The organism is Flavobacterium sp. S87F.05.LMB.W.Kidney.N, from assembly GCF_004366435.1.
In the GTDB taxonomy this organism is placed as follows: Bacteria; Bacteroidota; Bacteroidia; order Flavobacteriales; family Flavobacteriaceae; genus Flavobacterium.
This window is the reverse complement of sequence record NZ_SODX01000005.1, coordinates 272,603-296,881: the sequence shown is the minus strand read 5'-3', so window position 1 is coordinate 296,881 and position 24,279 is coordinate 272,603. Positions and strand designations below refer to the sequence as shown.

General features: G+C 35.7%; 11 protein-coding genes. All 11 read right to left on the bottom strand.

Annotated elements, in window-relative coordinates:
• Positions 1 to 119: 119 nt before the first annotated feature.
• Positions 120 to 1,826 (bottom strand): polysaccharide lyase, encoded by a 1,707-nt coding sequence (locus EDB96_RS16720; RefSeq protein ID WP_134142079.1) that lies wholly within the window; start codon positions 1,824 to 1,826, stop codon positions 120 to 122.
• Between the two features lie 54 nt (positions 1,827 to 1,880).
• Complete coding sequence (locus tag EDB96_RS16715) at positions 1,881 to 2,570, bottom strand: DUF3826 domain-containing protein (protein WP_134142077.1); 690 nt, start codon at positions 2,568 to 2,570, stop codon at positions 1,881 to 1,883.
• 71 nt (positions 2,571 to 2,641) lie between these two features.
• Positions 2,642 to 4,354: a polysaccharide lyase gene (locus tag EDB96_RS16710; RefSeq protein ID WP_134142076.1), complete on the bottom strand. Its 1,713-nt coding sequence runs from the start codon at positions 4,352 to 4,354 to the stop codon at positions 2,642 to 2,644.
• A 103-nt stretch (positions 4,355 to 4,457) separates the two neighbouring features.
• On the bottom strand, positions 4,458 to 6,434 hold the full coding sequence (locus EDB96_RS16705) for a RagB/SusD family nutrient uptake outer membrane protein (RefSeq protein ID WP_057116089.1): 1,977 nt from the start codon (positions 6,432 to 6,434) through the stop codon (positions 4,458 to 4,460).
• A 19-nt stretch (positions 6,435 to 6,453) separates the two neighbouring features.
• Complete coding sequence (locus EDB96_RS16700; RefSeq protein ID WP_134142074.1) at positions 6,454 to 9,849, bottom strand: SusC/RagA family TonB-linked outer membrane protein; 3,396 nt, start codon at positions 9,847 to 9,849, stop codon at positions 6,454 to 6,456.
• Positions 9,850 to 10,545: 696 nt separating this feature from the next.
• Positions 10,546 to 11,532: a pectinesterase family protein gene (locus EDB96_RS16695; RefSeq protein WP_134142073.1), complete on the bottom strand. Its 987-nt coding sequence runs from the start codon at positions 11,530 to 11,532 to the stop codon at positions 10,546 to 10,548.
• A gap of 222 nt (positions 11,533 to 11,754) precedes the next feature.
• Positions 11,755 to 13,773, bottom strand: coding sequence for a glycoside hydrolase family 127 protein (locus EDB96_RS16690; RefSeq protein WP_134142071.1), 2,019 nt, complete (start codon positions 13,771 to 13,773; stop codon positions 11,755 to 11,757).
• A gap of 175 nt (positions 13,774 to 13,948) precedes the next feature.
• Positions 13,949 to 16,408 (bottom strand): polysaccharide lyase family 1 protein, encoded by a 2,460-nt coding sequence (locus tag EDB96_RS16685; protein WP_134142069.1) that lies wholly within the window; start codon positions 16,406 to 16,408, stop codon positions 13,949 to 13,951.
• Between the two features lie 17 nt (positions 16,409 to 16,425).
• Positions 16,426 to 18,753: a DUF5703 domain-containing protein gene (locus EDB96_RS16680; RefSeq protein WP_134142067.1), complete on the bottom strand. Its 2,328-nt coding sequence runs from the start codon at positions 18,751 to 18,753 to the stop codon at positions 16,426 to 16,428.
• Positions 18,754 to 18,975: 222 nt separating this feature from the next.
• Positions 18,976 to 20,409, bottom strand: coding sequence for a sialate O-acetylesterase (locus EDB96_RS16675; protein ID WP_134142065.1), 1,434 nt, complete (start codon positions 20,407 to 20,409; stop codon positions 18,976 to 18,978).
• Positions 20,410 to 20,733: 324 nt separating this feature from the next.
• Positions 20,734 to 24,132, bottom strand: coding sequence for a glycosyl hydrolase (locus EDB96_RS16670; protein ID WP_134142064.1), 3,399 nt, complete (start codon positions 24,130 to 24,132; stop codon positions 20,734 to 20,736).
• Positions 24,133 to 24,279 lie beyond the last annotated feature (147 nt).

Below are 24,279 nucleotides of genomic sequence, written 5' to 3'. Positions count from 1 at the left end.
TACTTTGTGGATTTTCTAGTGTGATTTCTCCTCCGTCGAAATGACAAACTTTGTGTTTAATCTTTATGTTAATTAAACCTGATAGGTTTAATTTAATTCTTGTGACTAAATTTAAGACTTTATTGTAATAATCCCTTTAATTTAGCCAATGTATCCGTGTTATTTTCGGTTTTTGTCCAGTCAATTTTATTGTTTGGATCGATTCCGTTGAAATATTTCTCGATGTTGGTATATCCGTCTCCGTTTGCATCTTTATTAGCATCTGAAGCATCGTTCGGGTTTAACCCAAATTTTTTCTCCCATGCATCTGGAATTCCGTCATTATCAGAATCTTTGTATGCTTTTCCTTTGTATGTTGGATAACCTCCAACTTGGTCAGGATGTGTTATAATTCCTTTTTTATAAGAATCTGCAGGTAATCTTCTTTTAATAAATTCTTTTCCGATTGAGTTTTCTAAACCGTCTTTTACTTCGATTTTTCCAGTGCGGACTTGTTTGATAATTCTTTCGTCAACTGCATCTCTTTTCGGAATGGTTGCTCCCACATTCGTCAAAACAAAATCATAAGCCTCTTCTGCCGACATGATATTAAATTTTGGCATAGAGAAAGGTTTTGGCTGTTTGATTGCTGCTAAAAACTCTTTTGTTTGAGCTTCTGGAAGATCTTCTAATTGTACACCGCCATTCCAGTTATCTGCTGTAACTTCTGGAGAACCTACGATAAAATTACCTGAAACATAAGCTCTTCCGTATTGTTTTGGTTCAATATAACCAGATTCAGGTTTTACGATTCTATGTGCAATTGGCTGATCTGCTGGTGTTATTGGTCCTGGTTTGAAATAGTTATTGATGATATTCAGCATCGAACGATAATCGCCTCCGTCAAGGGTGCGATTCCACCAATTGAATACTACATTATTCACAAAATTAAAATCGCCATACATTCCTATAGAAGCATTTCTTGAAATGTTATCTGCCCATAAATTGCGCATAAACGTACTGTTTAATCCGCCTATTGTACTTCCAAAAGCGTGATTATACGTATCTAAACCTTCTGATGAAATCGTGTTTTGAATCGTAATATTACAAGCTGGTAATTTCTCCAGTTTTGATTTTGCATTTGCTGCGAATTGATGTCTGTAAAGAGAAATATTTTCGTCTAATCCCCAGCTCACTGAGCAGTGGTCTACGATAATATTTCCCATCGGATTTCCTCCCAATGCATCGTCTCTTCTTGTTACTTCGGTTGCACCACGTCTAAAACGCATGTGTCTGACAATAACGTCATGAGTATCAATTTCTAAAGTTTCTCCCGCAATACAAATTCCGTCACCAGGAGCAGTCTGCCCAGCAATGGTCACGTAAGGCGCACGCATGCTGATTCTCTTTTTCAATTGAATAATTCCCGAAACATTGAAAACAATTGTTCTTGCTCCAACTGCTTCACAAGCTTCACGGAAAGTTCCTTTTCCGCTGTCTTCTAAACTGGTAACTACAAATATTTTTCCGCCACGTCCGCCTTGTGTAAATGCTCCCCCGCCTTCTGCACCTGGAAAAGCAGGAATATCTGCAAAAACAAAATCTTTAGGATATGAAGCCCAAGGTAAATACGGTTTTCCTTGTTTTGCTTCTTCTTTGATTATATGAAGATTAGCATTCCAGATTTCGCTCAGTCTTTTTTCTTCGTCAGCTAAAATAGCATCTGCTTTTTCCTGAACAGGTTTTGGAATTACAGGATATTGGGCATATGCCGATGAAACAAGCGAACAAAATGACAACGCCATAAATGTCCTTTTTAAAGTACGGTTGGGAAAAATAGTGTACATTGAATTGTGTGTGGTTGTAGTTAATAGTTGTGATAGAAAATTTGATAGAAAAAATTATTCTTTTGAAGTCGAATCTTTTACTTTATTCTTTTCTCTTTCTTCAATACGTTTGTGCCAGTCTGCACTTTCTTTATTTAGATCGTAACCTTGTTTTGATAAATAGTTGTTGATTCTTCCTTTATATTTACCAAACCATCCGTGTTTTTCCTTAGATGAACCCGCGTCCATTGCATGTTCTCTGGCTTCAACTAAAGCTTTGTAGATATAATCTTTTTGTTCTGCTGTTAAATTTGGCAACATGTCATTGTAACCTGCAACTGTTATAGGAAGCACGCCATAGGTCATTCCGTCTTTAACTTCAGTAATTTTGTCTTCTGATAATTCTTTACCTAATTTTTTGATGTACGATTTGTGCAGTTTTGCAATTGATTCATCTGCTTTTGATTTCAGTTTATCAATTTTCTCATTTTGTTTTTCTTTTGCTAAACTTGTATCTTCTTTTACTTTTTTGATTTCAGCATCTCTTCCATCCTGAATTTCAGTTAAATCTCTGAATTGCTGAGCAATGATGTTTGAAACTGCTTTTTCTTTTGCTTCGTTTTTCAAATCTAATTTAGTTACAATTTTCGCAGCTCTTTCGTTTGTAACTTTAACGTATTCAGGATCTAAATGCTGTTGTGCATTTAAAGTTGAAAAGGCAAAAACCAGCGATAATAAACCAGCATTTATTTTATTTAGTGCCATGATTTTATTTTTTAGTTATTTAAAAACATTCTTGCTCATTACTAAACAAGAATGTTTTCAAAAATTATTCCTTATTTTAAATCTAATAAAGGTCTAACTAATGTTTCTTTGTTATTAGCCAGATCTTTCCAGTTTACTTTTATAGCTGGATTCACTCCGTTGATGTAGTCTTCGATATTAGAATATCCATCTCCGTTTAAATCACCTTTTGCATCAGATGGATCATTCGGATTTAAACCGTATTTTTTCTCCCATGCATCTGGCATACCATCTTTATCAGTATCTACGTAAGGTTTTCCTTTGTATTCTGGATATCCACCAACTTGAGAAATATCTGTAATGATTCCTTTTTTATAAGAATCCATTGGTAAACGTCTGTGTTCGAATTGATAGAATTCTTTTTTCTCTAATCCTTTTGCATATTCTGGAACTCCAGTTTTTACAGTTCTTACGATTCTTTCGTCTACTTTATCTCTAATTGGTAAAGTTGCACCAACATTTTTAAGAACGAATTCATAAGACTCTTCTGCAGTCATGAATTTATTGAACCAAGGCATTGGAAAAGGTTTGTCAACTTTCATTTTAGAGAAGTATTCTTTTGATTCATCATACGTCATCAATTCACCTTTTTTGTTCTCCAACTGAATTCCGCCATCCCAGTTGTCTTTAGTTACTTTTTCGTTGTTGTTAACCACGTTTCCGTTTACATAAGCTCTACCAAAAACCATATAAGGCAATTTACTTCTTCCTGATTCTGGTTTTAAGATTCTGTAGCTGATTGGCTGTGTTAAATCGGTAACCGGACCTGGTTTGTAGAAGTTGTTGATGATGTTGTAATTTGCTGTATAATCTCCACCATCTGTAGATCTGTTGTACCAGTTGAAAACTACGTTATTTACAAAATTGAAAATTCCGTTCCAACCGATAGAAGGGTTTCTTCCTGCGTTGTTAGCCCACATATTTCTCATGAAAGAACAGTTTTCTCCACCTAAAGTACTTCCGAAAGCATGATTGTAAGTATCTAATGCTTCTCCGAATAAACTGTTTTGGATCGTAATATTTACAGTTCCAACTTTAATGTCTGGGTAACCTGGCCCTGGATTGTACATGTGTCTATAGATTGACATATTTTCGTCTAATCCCCAAGTTGCAGAAACGTGGTCAATCATGATGTTTCCAACAGGATTTCCTCCGATGGCATCATCACGACGGCCTACAAAAGTTTCTCCACGACGAAAACGTACGTGTCTGATAATTACATCATGCGTATCAATCCAAGTAGATTCTCCAGCGATACAAATACCATCTCCTGGAGCTGTCTGCCCTGCAATTGTAATGTATGGTGCACGAATAATTAATGGACTTTTAAGTCTGATAATTCCGGCAACATTAAATACCACTATTCTTGCTCCACCTTTTTCGCAGGCTTCACGTAAAGTTCCTGGTCCGCGGTCTTCTAAACTTGTTACCGTATAAACATTTCCGCCACGTCCTCCAAACGTATACATTCCACCACCCTCAGCACCTGGGAAAGCAGGAATTTCTGCCTGAGGTAAATCTGTTGGTCTTGCTGCCCACGGAATATACGGTTTACCATGTTTTGCTTCTTCTTCAATAATAACTAAAGCTTTTTCCCAAGCTTCATCAGAAAGTCTTTGAGCTTCTTCTTTAATTGCTTTTTCCTGCGCCTGAACTTCTGGACTTATCTTCGGATATTGAGCAAAACATTTTGCACTTCCTAAAAAAAGCAGCGATGATGCGATAAATAATGCGGAATTTTTCATGTTAATTTCTTGTTGTGGTAATTCTTTTTAAACAAATCACCTGTATCTTTTGACGAATACAGGTGAAAAGTTTTATATGATAATTCTTTTTTGATATTATAATTTATTCTTGGTAATTATATGTTCCTTGTCCTCCAAAATTATCGTTCCAACCAATCGTTTGTAACAACCAAGGGTTTGAAGTTAGAGCTGTTGTATTAAGACCATTAATATAATAATTTGGATTAAATTTAATATTAACAGCTGCCCCATTAAAATTATCCATCGGCGTAATTAGTGGCGTGCGGATAAAGTTTGCATTGTAAAATGCTGCTAAAGTTGTTAATTGTGCTCCAAAATTTGCCGCATCTGGATCTGCTACTACACTTGCACGAGCAGCAGCTAAAGGATCTGTAGTTGCAGAAGTTGTTGCAACTCTGTACTGCAAAAAGTTACCCGTACGTTTAGTTCCGTTAATTGGAGTCAAACCTAATTTACTCACTGTACCTCCTGTAACTCCTGGCAGAGCTTCATTATCATATAACATCCATCTTTGAACATCCCAGAAACGTTTTCCTTCGTACGCCAATTCTACTCTTCTTTCATATAAAACAGCTTCAATTGCCTGATACTTATCAGATAATGTTCCAATACCATAATTGTTTGCAGAAGGAATACCAACACGATTTCTAATTCTTCCTAAATAAGTTAAAGTACTATTAGTCTGTCCTAAAGCTGCATAACATTCTGCAATATTCAATAATAGCTCTGCATAACGATATTCAAAAATATCCGTTCCCGAATATTGGAAGTTGGTTTCTTTACTAGCATTAATATTAGTCATTTTTCTAACGAAAGCTGGACTAGAGATTGCAGTGTTTCCATCTGAAAAACCTGCTTTATTTGAACCATCTACCCAACGGTAAGCCCAAAGAACGCTGTTAGGAGTTTCTTTACTTCCCCATTTTGAACCAGAGAAAGCAAAAGTTCTGTAAAATCTTGGATCTCTGTTCAGGAAGAAAGTAAAATCGTTATAACCGTTTGCTGCAGTTGGCCTACTACCATCTGCCATCGGAAATAAATCTATCATTTCTTTTGGAGCAGCAACTCCTCCTCCTGTACCGCCTAAACTCAATAAACGAATTCCTTTTTCCCATGAATTATTAATGGCTTGAGAAAGATTACCAGTTCCGCAAAGCTGCACTGTAATTGCTTCTGAGCAAAAAGCATTGTCAATTAAAAACATTTGTTCCCATTGTTTTGCATTACTTCCGTATAATCCGTAACCGTCTGCAGTCAATTGAGCTTCTGCTTCTAATCCAGCTTTTAAAGCTGCTTCCCAACGCTCATTTGAACCATCCCAATTTTTATTAAACAGAGGACTCGCAAATGTTAACAATACTCTTGCTTTTTGTGCCATAGCTGCTCCTCTTGTAAAGCGTCCATAAGCACCTGATGCCCAATTCCCAGGTAATAAACTTGCTGCCATATCTAAATCTTTTACGATTTGAGCTACAACTTCAGAAACTTTTGCTCTCGGAAGCTGAATCGATGGATCATCAGCTGCTGCTTCCTGAACAGTCGTAACAATTGGTACACCACCATATACGCGCATTAAATCAAAATACTGCATCGCACGCATATAGTACATTTGTCCTTTTGCCTGATCACGAAATGTTTTATCCAAATTTGAACCTTTTACATCAACTTCTTCTATAAAAGCGTTGCATTCTCTAATTCTATTATAAGGATGGTTATTAATGCTTGTTGTTAATTTTGCTCCGTAATAGCCACTTCCATCAGCGGAGTTTACAAGGGTTTTATTAGGATTAATAAAATCTTGTGTACCTCCTAGTTCCTCTGTCAATCTTGAGTTGGCATCTGTATAAGAACCAATAATTGTAGAAGTTGGTGATTTATAAGCATTGTAAAAATCATAATATTGATTATCTACATAGGCTTGTGCACGCTCTTGAGTTTGGTAGAACGTATCATCATAAAAGCCATAACCTTTCTTATCTTTTAGAAAATCATCACTACAAGAAACCGCACTTGCAGCAAGTAATAATGATAGTGTTATATATTTAAATGGTGTTTTCATAGTTTCTTTTTAATTTTGATTAGAATGATACGTTAAAATTAAGCGACCAAGTTCTAAGTGTAGGATAATTTACTGAAGAATTATCATACATATTTCTATAATGATCTGGATAAGGATTGTATAAATCCCAAAGATTATTACCTGTTATACCCAATGTTATAGCTGCAATTTTCGTGTCTGCAAAAACCTTCTTTGGTATATCGTAATTAACACTTAAGTTTCTAACAAAACAACGGAAAGTATTTAGCTGCCAGAAGTCTGATGGACTAGACATATACGTCCATTGTGCTACATTCGGATATTTACCATTTGGATTGTCATCACCATACATATCTCTCCAGAAACTCTCACGAGACCACATATTGTTTGCAGATGATGTACCTTGATTTACTAAGTCTACAAAAGTAGCTCCTCCCCAAGATGTTGCAATTTGGGCTCTCAAAGAGAATCCTTCATATTTAAAACCTAAGTTTGTTGTAAAACCATAAGTTCTACTGCTGTTTGCTAATTTCACATAATCATTCTCTTTCATAATTTGCCCATCTGCTGGTGCTAAAGTTCCATCAGGATTAAGCTGACCTGCAACATCTTGATAAGCCAAAGATCCTTTTCTCATTCCTGCAGCAGAATTGATATCAAAATATCTTGGTACTCCTCCAACTGCAGTAGCGCGCTCAGTTAAGTAAGCCCAATAATTTGCAATATCTTCATCTGTACGCAAAATACCGTCTCCTGTTGATGTTCCTTTCCAAACTGCAAATCCCCATACTGGATTAAATGATGAATATCCCACTCGCGAAGTATTACTAGACGGAAGCACATTTCCTTGATCAGGGAATTTTTTGATTTCATTGTTATTGTAACTAAAGTTGATCCCAATATTGTAACTCAAATTACTTTTTATTTTATCACTCCAGTTAATAGCAACTTCATGTCCCCATGCATCAATTTGACCATAGTTTTGTTCAGCATAAGCTCCTCCTACAGAAATTGGCACACCTACAGCACTGCTCATATCTGTTAGCATATCTTTATTCTTATCGTAGTAGAAATCATAAGTTAAGCTTAATCTATTTTTCAACAAATTAATATCAACTCCAATGTTGTTTTTTATAGTTGTGTCCCAGGTTACATCTCTATTAGGATTTACTCTAGGAGTTAAACCATTTCCATTATATCCACCTCCACTGGTAGGTGTACCAGGACCGAATTGAAAACCTTTATCTACAATAAGGTCGTAATACTGCTCCCATCTCCATGGTTGAATATTATCTTTACCTGTTTTACCAATAGAGTAGCGAATTTTAAAGAAATCAACCCACGGTACACTTTTTTCGAACCAGCTTTCTTTAGACATTACCCAACCCACTTGAACAGATGGGAAAGTCCCCCAATAGTTTTCTGGTGCAAATTTTGTGGATGCATCACTACGAAGAATAAACTGGAACAAATATTTTTGTTTGAAACTATAATTGAAACGGCCAAAATAAGATAAAGTTCCTCCTTCAACTTTTGTAGCCTGGCTATTAGAAGTGCTTAATGTTCCCGCAGTACGATAATCACCTAAGTAATCTTTTCCTGTGTTCTCATAAGCTAAACGAGTAAATGTATTATATACTTCTGAAGCTTCACCTCCTACCATTGCGCCAATCTGATGATCTCCAAAAGTTCTGTCATAGTTAATCATGAAATCTCCCTGAGTACTTTTTCCGTCTGTATTATTATAATAAACTCTTGAGTTTCTTAGATTAGTTTCCAGAATATAACTACCTGCTGGATTAGTTGTTCCATTATAAAAACTAGGATTAGCTGCACTTGCTAAGTGTCTGTCTTGAAGTTGATAATCTCTAATTCTAACTAAATCATATGGCAATTGAATTTGTTCTGTATATGATGAACTTTGATTTCTTGAATAAGTTACCTTAAAAGATAATCCTTTAACTGCAGCTACTTTATAATTTAATGAAGCATTTACATTGAATGTATTATCATCAGTAACTTGATGTGAACCATTATTTAAATTTGCAAAATAGTTCCAGCCAGCAATATTGTTATTAGCATTTGCACTTCCGAAGTTTTTATTTGAATTAGGAAATGGAGAAACATAATAATTTTTACCATCTATAGTTGTTTCCCAAGGCACATGTTGCGGCATATGCAGCAAGAATCCATAATCTGCTTGTTCTCCACCAGAAGCAGAAGCATAACTTCCGTCACTAATATTTGACGAGGCTTTGGTAAATGATTTATCAACTGTTCCTACGTTCCCAGAAACAGAAGCAGAAAAATCTAAATTCTTAGCAATTTTTGCATTTATTCCTGTACGGAAATTCCATTTATCATATTTTTGGTTTCCTAAATTAGCATCTTGTGTTAAATAAGTTGCACCTGCAAAATACGTAATATCTTCATTACCGCCACTCACGTTGAAAGAGTGTTTTTGTTGAATAGCTGGTTTCCAAGCTTCATCTAACCAGTTATAATTTAAACCTTTCATTTGCTCCAATTCTGAAGCTGAATATATAGTTGTAGGATCAATCACAGCTGGAGCAGCCACTCTTGAATTAAAAAATCTATTACTGAAAACTCCAAACTCATAAGCATTCAATACCTTACTATGGCTAACTGCATCGTTAACAGCAAATTGACTGTTGTAAGAAAATTTTGCTTTACCAGCTTTACCACGTTTGGTTTTTACCACAATCGCACCTTGTGAAGCACGAGAACCGTAAATTGCAGCAGAACCATCCTTTAATACAGTAATACTTTCAATCTCAGAAGGATCTAATCTATTAAATTGTTCCATTGTAGGTTTACCGTTACTCGGGTCAACTTGAATCATATCGTCAATGATTATCAAAGGAATACTAAAACCTCCATCTTTAGATAAACTAAAAGTTTGACGAATTTGAATAGTTCCTGATTCACCCGGACGCCCTGTCCCACTAGTAACATTAACTCCTGGAACTAATCCTTTCAATGCATCAGATAAATTTGTCACAGGCAAATCCATCACATCATCTGGTTTAATTGTAGCAATCGCTCCAGTAAGCTCTTTTTTCTTCTGACTACCATAACCAACTACAACAATATTTTCAAGTTGATTAAAATCGTCTTCCATTTTTGCATTAACTATAGAACGATTGTTAAGTGGTATTTCTGTTTTTTTCATTCCAATGAAAGAAAAAACTAATGTTGAACCGCTTTTTACTTTAATCTGGTATTTTCCATTGTAATCTGTTGTAACTGAATTTTTAGTTGATTTTTCAGTAACGTTAACTCCAGGCAATAGTCCTCCTAAATTATCCGTAACAGTTCCTGTTACTGTAACTTGAGTAGAGTTTTGAGCATAACTCAGTACACTCATCAGTGTAAACAAAAGAAAACTACATCTCTTTATAAGTGCTTGTTTCATAAATGTTTTTTTTGGTTAGGTTATTAATTGTTAGTTAGTCATGTTTTAAACATGTTTTAGTTTTAATAAACTTTACTTAAAGAAATCTTAACAAAGAAGATTAAATGTCCAAAACACATTTATTTTAATATTCCAAAAATATGATGATGATACATTAGAACCGTCCTGCTCTATCCTGTTTTAATCGAGGAATGTCAAAAAAAATGCGACTAAAAAAACAATATTAATAAAAAACGAATGGAAAAAATAGACGAACCAAAATATTTAAGACAAATGTTTGCTTAAAACAAAATTTACAAACTTAATTTGATTAAAATTCTACAAGATTAATATCAAAAATAAACATATAGTATATAATCTGCAAAATAACAACCATTATGGCTGATAAATAAGAGCTTATAGCAAGCGATTTTTTTACGAAAACGATAGAGATAAATACTAATAGTATATTTATTTTATACTACATAACCTACAAAAAAACACATTGGATAGTTACAGGACAGTATAAAAAGTTTAAATTTTTTTTATAAAAAATTTCTTTTTTTTAAAAGTAAATTCTGACCAACAAAATTTAAATGCTTATTTTTTATTTGTTCATTTAACAGAAATCGCCAAAAAACCCGCTGAACATCTATGTTTAGCGGGTTTTTTAAAATAAATTTCGTTGTGTTTAACCGTTACCTTTTATAATGCATATCATTTATTCGGATTCCATCCGTTTAGGACTAAATCTCGATCATACTTTTTAATATCTTCTTTCTTCAATTGATGCGACCAAGAAACTCGTTGAGAAATCCCTTTAGCACTTAAACCTTTACTTCCAAATTCTGCATAATAAGCTGTTTTGTCTTTATCCGGAAATCTTGTGTCAATCCATGCATTCCAGCCTTCTGGAATAATATGCGAACCTAAATCTGTATTGATAAAAACAGTTTGAGCATAAGGTCTCCAAGGTCTTCCCAAAAATACTTTATCGACGGATTTATCTTTAGCCGTAAGTTTACAATCAACGAAAACAAATCCGTACGTCTGACCTTGTGGAGTTGAAGCTGCTGTGATATAAGAATTCACAAGACTTTCAATAGTACATTTGTAAAAATAAGCCGTTGCTGCACCGAAAATAAAATCGGTTGTACCATTGATAAAACAATTTTCAAAATAGATACGCGTTTTTTCTTCAGATAAATAAAGTGTATCCTGATTACCAAGAAGATTGCAGTTTTTCAACATAACACGATCACTTTTAATATGAAGTGCAACCGCCTGCCCTACTCTTCCTGCGGTATTTTCTACAGTAAGATTTTCTAGCGTACAGTCGTTTCCTTTAATCAAAAATGAATAAGATGTTCCCGTTCCAAAAGCTGTTTTTCCAGATGCATCTTTTTCTCGAAGCGGTTTTCCAGAATAATCATCAAATGAAATAATCGTTTTGTTTCGATCAGTTCCTTTTAAAGTGATAAACGTTTTTGAAGTTGAAATCTCCAGTTTCTCTTTATAAACTCCTGGCTTTATATTTATTACAACACGTTTCTCTGAATTGTCTTTAACATTATTAACCGCTTCCTGAATGGTTTTAAAATCTCCCGAACCGTCTTGCGCAACGGTTAAAGCTAATTCATTATCAAGCGTTTGGGCTGAAATTGAAAGTGTTGTGATTAAAAATAATGCTAGAATATATTTCATAATTTTTTTATTTATTCATTTTGTTTTTGTCATTTCGATCCCGAGGCTTCGGGAGAGAAATCTTAGCAAGCAACTCCTGACAGTAAATCGTCAACCTTTGTCGAGCTTCTCGTGTAGATTTCTCTCCCGAAGCCTCGGGATCGAAATGACAAACTTTGTGGAGAAAATCCGTTTACAATCCGCGTTTTTACGAAGTAAATCCGTTTCATCCGTGTCCAAAACTTAATGCGACATCCAAACCGTCATTTCCCCTTTTCCTTTATTTCCCCATGCAAAATACGGAATCAATTTCACTGGTACTGCAGTTGCATCTTTGGAATTAAGCGGTTTGTACAAAGTTTTATTCCATGAATTATCAGATTTTATGACCGCTTCTGCATCAATGCTTACTAAGTTTCTACTATTAAGGGTGAAATTGTTAGTCGTAAATTTAGAATTCACATTTAATGCAATATCATTTACACTCGTTTTCACAGGAAGCTGATCTGATTCTAAACAATAAACCAGCGGTCCTCTTTTTACAGCGATTTGATTTTTAACTTCTTCCACCAACGGATTAGCTTCCATTAATTCAACCGGCATTGGGAGATTTAATTCAATCACATCTCCTTTTTTCCATTTTTGATTTAATTTTAAATAAGTGCCGGAAACGATTTTGTCATTACTATTTACGTTATTAACTGAAACCGAAGCATTCTGACTCCAGCCCGGAATTCTTAAAAAGAAATTCTGTAAATCTTTTGGAGCTTTTACAATTTTCAACGTTATTTTTCCATCCCAAGGGTAATTGGTTTGCTGTTCGATTTCGATTTCTTCTCCGTTTAGCGACTTTGTTTTCAAAGAATTACTTCCGTATAAATTTACATACAAACCTTCTTTTGAAAGATTGTAAGCATAATTTCCAACTTCGGCAACTGTTCTCGTTACGTTTGGCGCACAGCAGTTTGATAAGGCAATATAACCTTCACGTTCATTTCCCCATCTTTGGTGAAACGGCAGATCATTAGAAACATTCAGCGGATTATTATAAAGGAATTTTTCTCCTTCCAAATCCATTCCAGAAAGTACACTATTATAAAGTGCTAACTCTACAATGTCAGCATATTTGGCATCTCCGGTAATTTGAAGCATTCTCCAGTTCCACAACACATTTCCAATATTGGCACAGGTCTCGGTATGAGCCGTTGCGTTTGGCAATTGAAAAGGGCGACCGTAAGCCTGATGAATTTTCTGAACTACAGTTGGATCATAAGAAGTTCCATCTGGTGAAACGCCGTCGTATAAAGAACCACAGCCTCCTGTAATGTACATTTTACGATATGTTACATCATCCCAAATCGATTCCAGATTGTCTAACAATTTTTTTTCTCCCGTTTCGGCGTATAAATCGGCAACTCCAGCATAAAGATAATTCGCTCTTACGGCGTGCCCCATGGCAGTAGTCTGCTGTCTAAACGGAATGCGATCCTGATTATCATCTGTTCCGTCATTTGTAGTTCCTCTAATATCAATTAAATTATTGGCAAGTTCCAGATATTTCGGATTTTTAGTCGTTCTGTACATTTCGACAATTCCCATATAATGTGATGGACAAATTGCATTTCGAGCCAGTTCCGGTGATGCTTTTTTGTAGAAATCATATAAGAAATCGGCAACTCCTTTTGCGATATTCAAAAAGTTGGTTTTTCCTGTAGCACGATAATGAATGCAGGCAGCAGTCATTAAATGTCCCATATTGTATTTCTCAAAACCCAATTGTTTTTTTACTTCTTCTGGCCCTAAAGTTCCCCAGCGTTCATCGATTAAAACGGGTGTATGAATGTAACCGTCTTTGCGCTGTACTTTCGCGAAAAGCGCAATAGCTTTGTCCATTTCAGCATCCAGTTTTTTATCTTTTGTAACGGCATAAGTTGCCGCCATTCCTTCAAAAATTTTGTAGAAATCACCATCATGAAACGAAGGCCCTTTAAACGTTCCTTTGCTTACGCCTGCTGCAATTTCGAAGTTTTTGTAAGCATGTGAAATCTCATCGTTATGATACAAATCCCACATATAAGGCAGAGTGTTTTTGGTTTCTACATCAAATTGTTCTTTCCAGAAACCATTTGTCCATTTTACATCTTGTAAACCAATGCTTTGCAGTTTTGAATACGGACTTTCTGAATTCGCAACCAAACCTTTGTTTTGTGCAAAGATTACGGTTGAAAGAAATAAAGAGGATAGGATGATGTTCTTTTTCATTTTGATTTGTATTGTGTTATTGAAAACGCTGATGAAACGGATTTACTTCGTAAAAACGCAGATGAATGCGGATTTTTTCTTTTGCCACGAATTACACTAATTTCCACGAATTATTTTTTTATAGTAAGTACGAAAAAATTAGTGAAAATTAGTGTAATTCGTGGCAACCCTTTTTTTATTTTACAAAGAAATTAATTGTTCTGCTCATTGAATCTCCATCGGAGTCTTTTACGGTTATTACGAAAGAAGCAAAACCTTTTTCAACGGTTGTAAACTGAATTTCTTTTCCTTTTAAAACTACTTTTCCATTTGTAAGATCAGAGAAAGTGTACACCGGTTTGTTTTCGTAACCTTTGAAAAAATCTCCTGCATTTAAAACTTTCTTGTCTCCTGAATTCACAAAATAATGAGGTGTTGACAACCAATCCAGATAATTGTCTAATTGCGTAAATCCGTCTTTATCATTATCCTGATTTGCATCTGAAAAATCTCCTGCTTTTGAATTTTCGTTTAAACCAAAAGCTTTTTCCCACCAGTTTGGTAATCCATCATGATCTGTGTCCCAATCAGACGGACGTGTTTCTGAAGCAAAATTTGGCCATCCTCCTGCATCTTGTTCGTTATCAATCATACCACCAAGACCGCTTTTACTTCCTTTATAAGTAAAAGTTCCTTTTAAAGTTTCGTCAACAATTCGGTTATCGTGTTTGTCGAAAAACGGCTGATTTGCCCCAACATCAGAAAGTACATTTTTATAAGCCGCTTTCGCTGACTGCGTGTCTACATACGAAGGGAAAAATGGTTTATCTACGAAAGTTTCATATTCTACTTTTTCATTATGGCTTATAGTAGATTTTCTTCCTTTATCCTGAGATTTTTCATCAAAATAACCCGGCATAATATTTCCGTTAAAGTAATAACGCTGCATTCCTTTTCCAACGCCTTCATGCTGTGCATTTAAAGCCACAAATATTTTAGTTGAAGCTCCAGGTTTGTAATAATTGTTTACAAAATTTACCTCGTTTGCACCGCCGTCTGTAGTTCTCTGTCCCCAGTTGTAAACCACATTATTGGTTATATCCAATCGGCCGGTATAATAACCGTCACCGTTTAAACCACCGCCAATACTCCAGTTACGGCCATAATTATGAGCCAGTAAATTATGGTGAAAACTTCCAATATCACCGCCAATTGTAGCAGCAAATCCGTGCATTTTTCCAGCTGGATATTTATCATGTCCCGCCACATTCAACGCTTCAGAAATTAAAGTTCTTTGTAACGTAATATGATGTGCACCACGCGAACTAAACGATTCATCTATCGTCCAGCTGATGGAACAGTGGTCAATAATACTGTAATCTGCACCTGTTAATCCCATTCCGTCAAAAGTAGTTCCGCCTCCAATTCTAACTTTCAAAAAGCGCACAACACCATCATTTCCAGTCAATCCAATTGGAGCTCTGCTGATGGTAATTCCTTCGCCCGGCGCTGTCTGACCCGCAATAGTGATATAAGGCTGATTTGCTACTAATCGCGATTCCAGTTTTATATTTCCTGAAACAGTAAAAACAATTGTTCTAGGTCCAATTTCCTGATTGATCGCATCACGTAAACTTCCTGGTCCGTCATCATTTAAATTGGTTACTTCGATTACTTTTCCGCCACGTCCTCCAACAGCGTAGCGGCCGTAACCTTCTGCTCCCGGGAAAGCCAATTGTGTAGGTTTAAACGACCATACATTTCCTAAAGTTACTTCTCCATTTGCATCAACTTCATCCACTCTCCAGTAATACGTTGTTCCTGAATATAAATTAGAGACCGTAAAACTTTTATCTGTTAATTTTCCTTTGAATTCTTTTGAAGCTTCTGTTGCATTTTCTACCGTATTTTTATCTTCACCAAAATACAACTTATGAGCTGCCACATTTTTTACAGCATCCCATTTTAGAGTTAATGTTTTACCTACTTCTACATGTTCATCACGATTTTTTGGTTCTGGAGTACGCGCCTGATTCATCAGGTTTGGCGTATCAATTTCAAAACCATTGATCACGATTTGTTTTACGACATCAGGATTTAAAGTCGGATCGATTTCAAAACGAACAATTACATCTTTGCCTTTTTCTGCATTAAAAGTGATATACGCCATCGCTGCATCAATTTTAGCATTGGCTCTCTGGCTCGCATTTACAGTTTCCTGAAGTTTTCCGTTTACGAATATTTTTATCGGAGAAAAAGTTTTTCCTGTAATGACATCAAAAGCGTTATGAAAAGTTAAAAGTGTATGTTTTCCTGCTTTCAATCCGCTGATTTTCAATTCTAAATTTTCAGAAGTTACCAAGCCGTCGCTTCCTAATTTGTTGTAATGCGGTGCACTCATTCCAACTTTGTACCACTTAGAAGTAAAATTTCCTTTTAACTTAAATGATACATTATTAAATGATTTTTCGGCTTCTTTTCCTTCGTTGATTACCCAAGAATCATAACTCGGATCATGAACTTCTTCCAGTCTTCTTTGAAAAAAGTCAAAATCGACTTTTACTATTTGTTTATCTGTGTTCTGCGCTGATTGTGCTTGTCCGTTTGTGGTCAAAATCAGGGACAAAAAAGCAGCACTTATTAATTTCTTTATCATTTTTTGTTTGGTAATAGTTAGTTTAATTTTGTTTTTGCTGCTTCAGATTTTCCAAGCAGATTTATAATGTCTTTTTTTCTTTCTTCCGGAATAACTTTTAAAACCTTCAATTCTCCATTCAGGAGTTTAGCTTCAATCGTTGTATTTTGTTTCGCATGCAATTTAAAATGAACGTTCCAATCCTTTGGCCAGGCTGGGAAAAGATAAATTTTTCCGTCAGTTTCCTGCAAAAGCATTTCCTGCATGCCTATCATTCCCGAACCGCCCCAATTATGATCTGGAACCCAGTCAAATCCTGGTCCCCAAAAAGCGGGGAAACGTCGGTCTGAATTCGCCATTTTTGAGGTATTGTATTTCGCAGCTTCTTCTGTTAATCCCAAACGTGCTGCAAAAATATTGTCTTGTTTCCACCCAATATGACTTCTAAATTTTAAAGCATCTGCATCGTATTTCCATGTATTTAAAGCCGTTTCCAAATCAGGTTTTCCCACTCCGTAAATTCCCCACGGATAAACTGGATATAATTGCGGCACTTCTGAATTATTCACCCTTTCCCAAGATTTTGCAGGAAGTAAAACTTTATGGTTTTCAATCTGTCCAAAATTTAAAGGCGGAATTCTGTTTTGAAATCCTTTTAAATATTCGGCTTCTTCTTTGGACAATTCTTTTGCAGAAAGGTTTAAAAGATTGGCTGTAATAACTTGTAAAGCCGAAATGGTACTATTGGCATTATTTGCCATTTTATACGTTTCTGCTCCCGAGCCTGGAAAAAGAACCAGTTTGCCGTTTCCGTCCAAAGCTTTTCTTCCTCTCTGCTTCGCTAAATACTGATAATGTTCATCAAAAAAACGAAGACAACTGATTATGAAAGTATTATATTTCTGAATATCTTCTCCAGCATATTCTTTTTGCTGCAACATCATTTGGCAGAATTCAAAAACCGTATCCCATTCATATTCCAGCCACGCATTATATTCCATTCCTGGATCGTAAGCTGCAGGACGTTTCCATTCGTATTCTGCGGGATTTGGTAAACCGAAATTTTCCAGTTGTTCTGTAAATGATGCGCCGTTATGATTCCAATATACTTTGCTTCTTAATTCGGCATTTTTCTGTAAACTCAAATAATAATCCAGCTGTGATTTCATCATATCAAAATCACCGCTTTTTACCATCGGAAAATAAACCAACCGCTGATTTTGAGCCGTCATGGTTCCTCCACCCCAATTTCTGAAATCAGGCGTAAAATCTAAATCAGGATTCGTAAAAACGGGATCAACGGTAAACAATCCGCCGTTGAATTTTGTTGGATATTTTCCGTAAGCATTACAGCCGAGCATATATCGAAACAACTGATAATTTTGTCCGATTTGATAAACCGAATCTTTGGCATTCGATTGCTTTTTCTGAGTAAAAATAAAACTGCGGTTCCAGAAAGTATTCCACCATTTTATCGTGTTTTTTTCTGCTTGTTTTGAAGAATTTTTATTTGATGAAATCTGATTTTTTAAACCGTTATTCCAATTATCTAAATCTGATTGAGCTGTATTCAAATAAATTGTTACAGCATGTTTTTTGGATGGTTTTATACTCGATAAATTAAAACCTTTAAAATCTGTCGATTGGTATTTTCCCAGATAAGTTCCATCAGTTTTTAGATTATCGCCCGTCATAAATCCACCAAAAGTTAAATTGGCAATCGGGTTCAGCATTTGCTCTTTAACCGATTCCATTTTCTGCTGTTTAACCGCTACATCAAAAACGGTATTTTCCCTGTTTTTGTGATAGAATTTAACTCCATTATTTTCAAATGAAATAGAATCTTTATAAGTAATAATATCACCCTGAGGCGCCCATTTATAAGAATTGGCATTATTAGCTTTTCCTTTTGAATCTCGGTTTTTATAACGCCAGCTTTCATAAGAAGCAGTCATTTTTAATGCATTTTTACTTTCTAAATCCAAATGAATTATCGGCTTAAAAACATCTACCCAAAGTTTGATTTTAGTATCATTCTGCCCAACTAAAACATATCCGTCTTTCAGTTTCAATTCTTGATGAAAACCTTCTTTTTTAGCAAAAGGATTCGGCGTTAATGTTACTTTTACTCTTCCTAATTTCAATAAAGTATTGTGTTCGTCAAAAGTGCCACTTCGTGAAAAATAAAAATACAAATCGCCTTTTTCTACCCACACATTCATGCCGATATCACCACCTCCCAGAGGCATTGATTCTGATGAATTATTGCTCTGCGTTGTCCAAACCTGATTGTAATTTTCGAGCACAGGAATTTGCGCTTTAAGGCAAAACGTTGTGAAGAGAAGTATGTATTTTATGTATTTCATTTTTTTTCTTTTCTGCAAGGTTTTCAAATTTTTAATTTTCTCTCGCAGATTTATTCTCATTTTTGTCATTTCGACGAAGGAGAAATCTCCGTTGCATGATCGACAAAGATTGCGGAGCTACTTGCGAAGATTTCTCCTTCGTCGAAATGACAAACTAAACTTTAAACTAATAATTGATCATTCACAATTAACAATTCACAATTCACAATTCACAATTATAAATCACCATTCATCTGTTCTAAAAGAAGAAACCGGCAAACCGCCTGCACTAAACAATTCCGCTTTTGCAAAATCCTTCCATAAATAACGAATAGCAACTGGTTTCTTTACTTTATCCGAAGTTAAAACCACTGATTTTCTTCTCACTACCGTTTTTGCCGGATAGAAAACTTTGTCTTCTCCCGCTATTTCAAAACCTGTTACTTCTTTGTCATAAGACGTAATTCCGTTGGCTACATCATCAAAAGAAACCGTAACCGCTCCGTCTTTTATTTCCATCGATTTGTATTTCGGACTTTCGAATTCGAAACCTTCGATTCCGTACGTTTTTACCAAAGCCTGAAAAGCCAGTCGGTTTCCTCCTTTTTCTTTGTCCATTGGGTGAATGTTATTTTCTTCTCCAACGTCCATTAAAACAGCCATTCCTGAATTCGGAATTTCCTTTGAAGCTTTAAACTGCGCCTCTCTCAAATAAGCCGAATTGTATTTCTCCAAATAATCTTTTGGATGGAAAGAGGCATAATTAAACGGCGCTATCTGAGCATAGTAAAAAGGAAAATCTCCTTGTTTCCATAAAGCTCGCCAGCTGGAAACCATTTTTTTCATTAAAGCGGTATATTCAGATGCTCTTTCGTAATTCGATTCTCCCTGATACCAGATACAGCCTTTTATTCCGTAACCTATTACAGGCGAAAGCATTCCATTAAACAAAGTCGTTGGAACACGGTTTGGATCTTTTGCCAATTCTTCTTTTGTGGTCGGAATTTTAGCGCTGGCAAAATCTTTCAGCATTTCCTGATTCATCCACGCTTCCATACTTGATCCTCCATAAGAAACATGAATTAAACCAATTGGAACGTCTAAAACTTCCTGCAAAAGCGAACCAAAATACCATGCCGTGGCACTAAAATTAGAAGTTGATTTTGGAGAAGCTTCTTCCCATTTTCCTTCAAAATCCTGCAAAGGTTCTAAAACAGTCGCACGCGGAATGGTGATTAACCGAATATTTTTATTGGTTGATTTTACGATGATTTCGTTTCCGTTTTTAACGGGCTGTCCCTGAAAACCTTTCAAAGGCATTTCCATATTGGATTGTCCGGAACACAACCAAACTTCACCCAGCAAAATATTTTTAATCGTTACTTTTTCGTTTCCTTCCGAAACTTCAATCGTGTAAGGACCGCCAAAAGAAGCTGTTTTCAATTCGGTTTTCCATTTTCCAGAATTGTCTGCTTTTACTTTGTAGGTTTTAGAATCCCAAGAAGTTTTGATTACAATGTTCGCGTTCTTTTCTGCCCAGCCCCAAATTGGCGCATTTGACTTTTGCTGTAACATCATGTTATCAGTAAACAATGCCGGCAGTTTGATTTTGGCATTCATTTGAAGGGTTGCCACAAAGGCAATTACAACAAAAAAAATGTTCTTTAAATTTTTCATTTTACTTTATGCTTTTAATTCTAAAAAATTTGTGTCGCTCCTCTGGAGCTAAACTATTCCTATATATTATTTTCTATAAATATTTCGCTCTTCCAGAGCTTGTCTTTGTCTCGAAAAAAGTCATGTCTTTTTTAAAATAAAAACATGTCTTTAAATATTCTATCCTTCCTAAACGAGTCCCAGAGGGACGAAATATTTATAGAATAAATTTTATCATCACACAAAAGCTCCAGCGGAGCGACATCTTTATCTGATTTCAAAACAACTAAAAATGCTTTTTTGCCATTTTCAATTGCCTCCAGCTAAAGCTTGAGGCAATTGATTTTATTTTTCTTTCAAAATCATAACTGGACCCAATAATCCTGCTTTAAGCAATGGTTCTCCTTCTAAACGAAATGGTGCTGTTGTCCATGTCAATCTCTCTTCTTTTGGCAATTTTTGATCGCCAATTAATCTATTTGCCCAAGTATTTGTGATTTTAATTTCGATTGTATTTTTTCCTTTTTGTAAAGCTTTTGAAATATCAGTTTTGAAAGGGAAAGTCCATAATGTCCCACAATCTTTTCCGTTGATTGAAATCTCGGCGATATTAGAAATTTCACCTAAATCCAACCAGATTTTATCTGATGTTTTTTCTTTCCAAATAAAATCTTTTTTATAGCTGACAGTTCCTGAATAATATTTAATTTGTTCATTTGCAGAAGTACTCCAGTCAAAAAGCTTATCGATTTTGATCGTTTCTTTCGGACCTTTAAATGCTGGATCAAATTGCAGATTCCAGTTTTCATCTAAAGTCTGAACCGTTTCAAATTCTAAATTCTTTTGATCGGATTTTGCAGAAACTTCCTTTGCTTCTCCTTTAAAAATCACAAAACCAGATTCATTGGCATCTAAAGTCAATGCAACGATCGTTCTTCCATTTTCGATTTTCCAATTGGTTAATTTCGAAGTTTTATCAGTAACAGGATTGTACCATTGTGGAACTTTTCCAGCTATTCTAAAAGAAGCATCAAATGCTCTTTTTTCTTCTTTTTGATTAGAAATGAAATAAATATCTTCAGTATCCGATTTGCGATGTGCCCATGCAATTGTCTCAGAATCTGCTCTGTTTAAATTTGGAAAATAGATATCTTGTGTAATGCCGATGGAAGCAAAATCATTTCCTAAATATGGTAATTTAATCACCGTTCCTTTTCCAATTTTCCATGTTGATGAATTAGTATTATTCCAGATTTCATCAATTACATTCTGCCATTTCTTTTGATCTGCTTCTGATTGAACTCCTGGTAGAATATTTGGTTTTTCATCTACAAAAATTATCGCTCCGTCTTTAATCAATTGCAATATTTTTTCGGCGGAAGCCAAAGACAAAATATTGTTTGGTGCCATTTTATGACTTCCCGGAAAGAATAAAGCTCCGTATTCAATTCCGCCATCAAACGAAATTTTTCCGTTTACCACTTTCGCACGATTAATTAAAACATCGGCGTTGAAAGAATCATATTGATAGCCATTTAGCGGATTAATCCATTGTGATAAATCGGTTATGTTTTTAGAATAGGTAACTTCTTTTGGCATTTTAGCCGTTGGCTGACCCTCATTTTCTAATCGGATTTTCTCGCTTTCCACTCTTGCTGCACCAAACACATTTGGAATAAAAGGCACCAAACGATCCGGCACAAAAGAACGTGAAGGAAAATCTTCGCCAATAAAAACTGCAAGATCAATCACAGGTTTTCCTTTCTGCAACTGAAACTGCACTCTTTGACAATACTCAAACCAAGCCTTTCCAGGTTTCCACCAAGTTTGGTCTCTTTGGAAAAAAGTTCCAATATCGTCCAAAGTCATTCCCGGTTTTCTGTCTGTCCACGGATTATGAACAAAAACGTGGTAAAACAAACGGTTGATTCCTAAAGCATAATTGCGGTCTGCAGTTGTTTTCAGATTTCCGGGATGTTCATCCCAATCCATTCGCAAAGCTGTAAAAGATTCTGCCTGAATAATATCTTTTCCGTAAATATGTCCGCCCGAAATGGCATCTACCATATCAAAAGGTTTATCATGAGTTGGGCTTTTCAGCCAAAATTCACCACCTGGATAATCGACATATTTATAATGCAGTAAAGCATCACTCATCATGGTTGGCGCAACGTTTTCTGAACTTAACTTAACGTTATATTCTTTTGCAATCTGAGCGACGGTTCCGTAGAAATTATCAGCTACTAAATCGGCAATGGTTTTTCTGACATCGTATAAAACTTTCTCTGAGAAATCGGCACTTTCTATCGGGATTCCTGCCATAACTGGAAGATATTCTACAAGATCATAACCACGTCTCTTTTTAAACTCAGTCTGAAAAACCGAAGACCAGTTTTGGCTTCCACATTCCCAGCTGTCAAAATGCAGGATTTCCAGAACATTTGAAGCCAGTTCAGGACCAGCCGAACGAACCGCTTCACCAAACCAATGATCTAGCTGAAAACGAATTAATTCGGGATTAAATTTATCTACTTCCAACCCTTTTCCTGCTCCGCCTGTTGCATTTTCATGTCCTGTAGAAGTGTGTCCCATTCGGATAATTTTCCATTTTCCCTTTGGCGCTTTCCAGTTCATATTTCCATCAGCATCAACAAATTTGGAAATATTAATGATTTCTGATTTTTTAAATGATTCGGAATTCGGAATCTGTTTGTCTGTAGTCTGTGGAGTCAAACGCCAAATTGCACCTGATTTTCCTTCGTAATTATTTATTAATGACTGATTAGAAAGTGTTATTTTACTCACTTTCAGATTTTGCTTCCATTTAGCAAAATCCAAATCTTCTGCTCCCGGTTCTGTTCCAGTTGGATCATAAACAAATCTGAAATATTTTGCCGTAACAGGCGCAATAGCATGTGTGTTAGAAAAATCCATGTCCTGCCAGCCGTGACGTGGCGGAGTCATTCTTTCATGAAATCTAAAATTTATGCCGTCATCACTCACTTCTACAATCAGGCGCTGTGCCTGAAAATCTCTTCCTTTGGTTTCTATGACAATAGATTTACAGGTAAAAGGCTGTGCAAATTCGTATTGAATCCATCCTTTTTCTGCAAACTTGAAATTTTCATCTTTTTTAGGATCAGCCAAAAACGAAGCATCGGTACTGTTTGATGTCGTTACTTTTGGCAGTTGCATCTGCGAAGTAATTTGATATTCTTTAATCGGAAGGGCAAAAACTACAATGTCTTTATAATAGTCTTTGTAATGTTCTGGAACTGGGGGTTTTGAAGTTACCTTTTTACCTCCTAAGATTTCTGAAGTTGACCAGACTACTTTCTGCATCGACATTTCAGGTGTAATCCACGGCCCACCTGCAACAGCAAATCCGTCTGCTCCGTGAAAAGCTAGTTTTAATCCTAAACGATCTGCCTCTTTAAAAGCCCAATGAATCATATCCCAAAATTCAGGACTCAGCTGTAAAACCGGCGGATCTATCAATGGCGGATTTACTGTCCCTTTAATAGTCATTAAATAAGCGCCCGCAATTCCAGCTTGTTTCATCGCTTCTAAATCGGCTGTGATTCCTGCTTTAGAATAAGCCGATTTCATCCAATACCAATATACCCAAGGTTTTGAGAATTCGATTGTTGGCTGAAAAAAGTTGTTTTCTTTTTTATGGACTTCCTGTGCTGAGACGAAGCTCGCAAGGAGAAGGATAAAAAAGATGTATTTTTTTTGAAACATTTTTATTGTTTTATTACAATCTGCTTAATCTGCTTAATCTGCGGGAAAAATTTACTCTCGCAGATTTGGCAGATTAAGCGGATTTTTTTTAATTTTTCTTTTTTTGTCATTTCGACGGAGGAGAAATCTTCGTTAGAAGCTCGACAA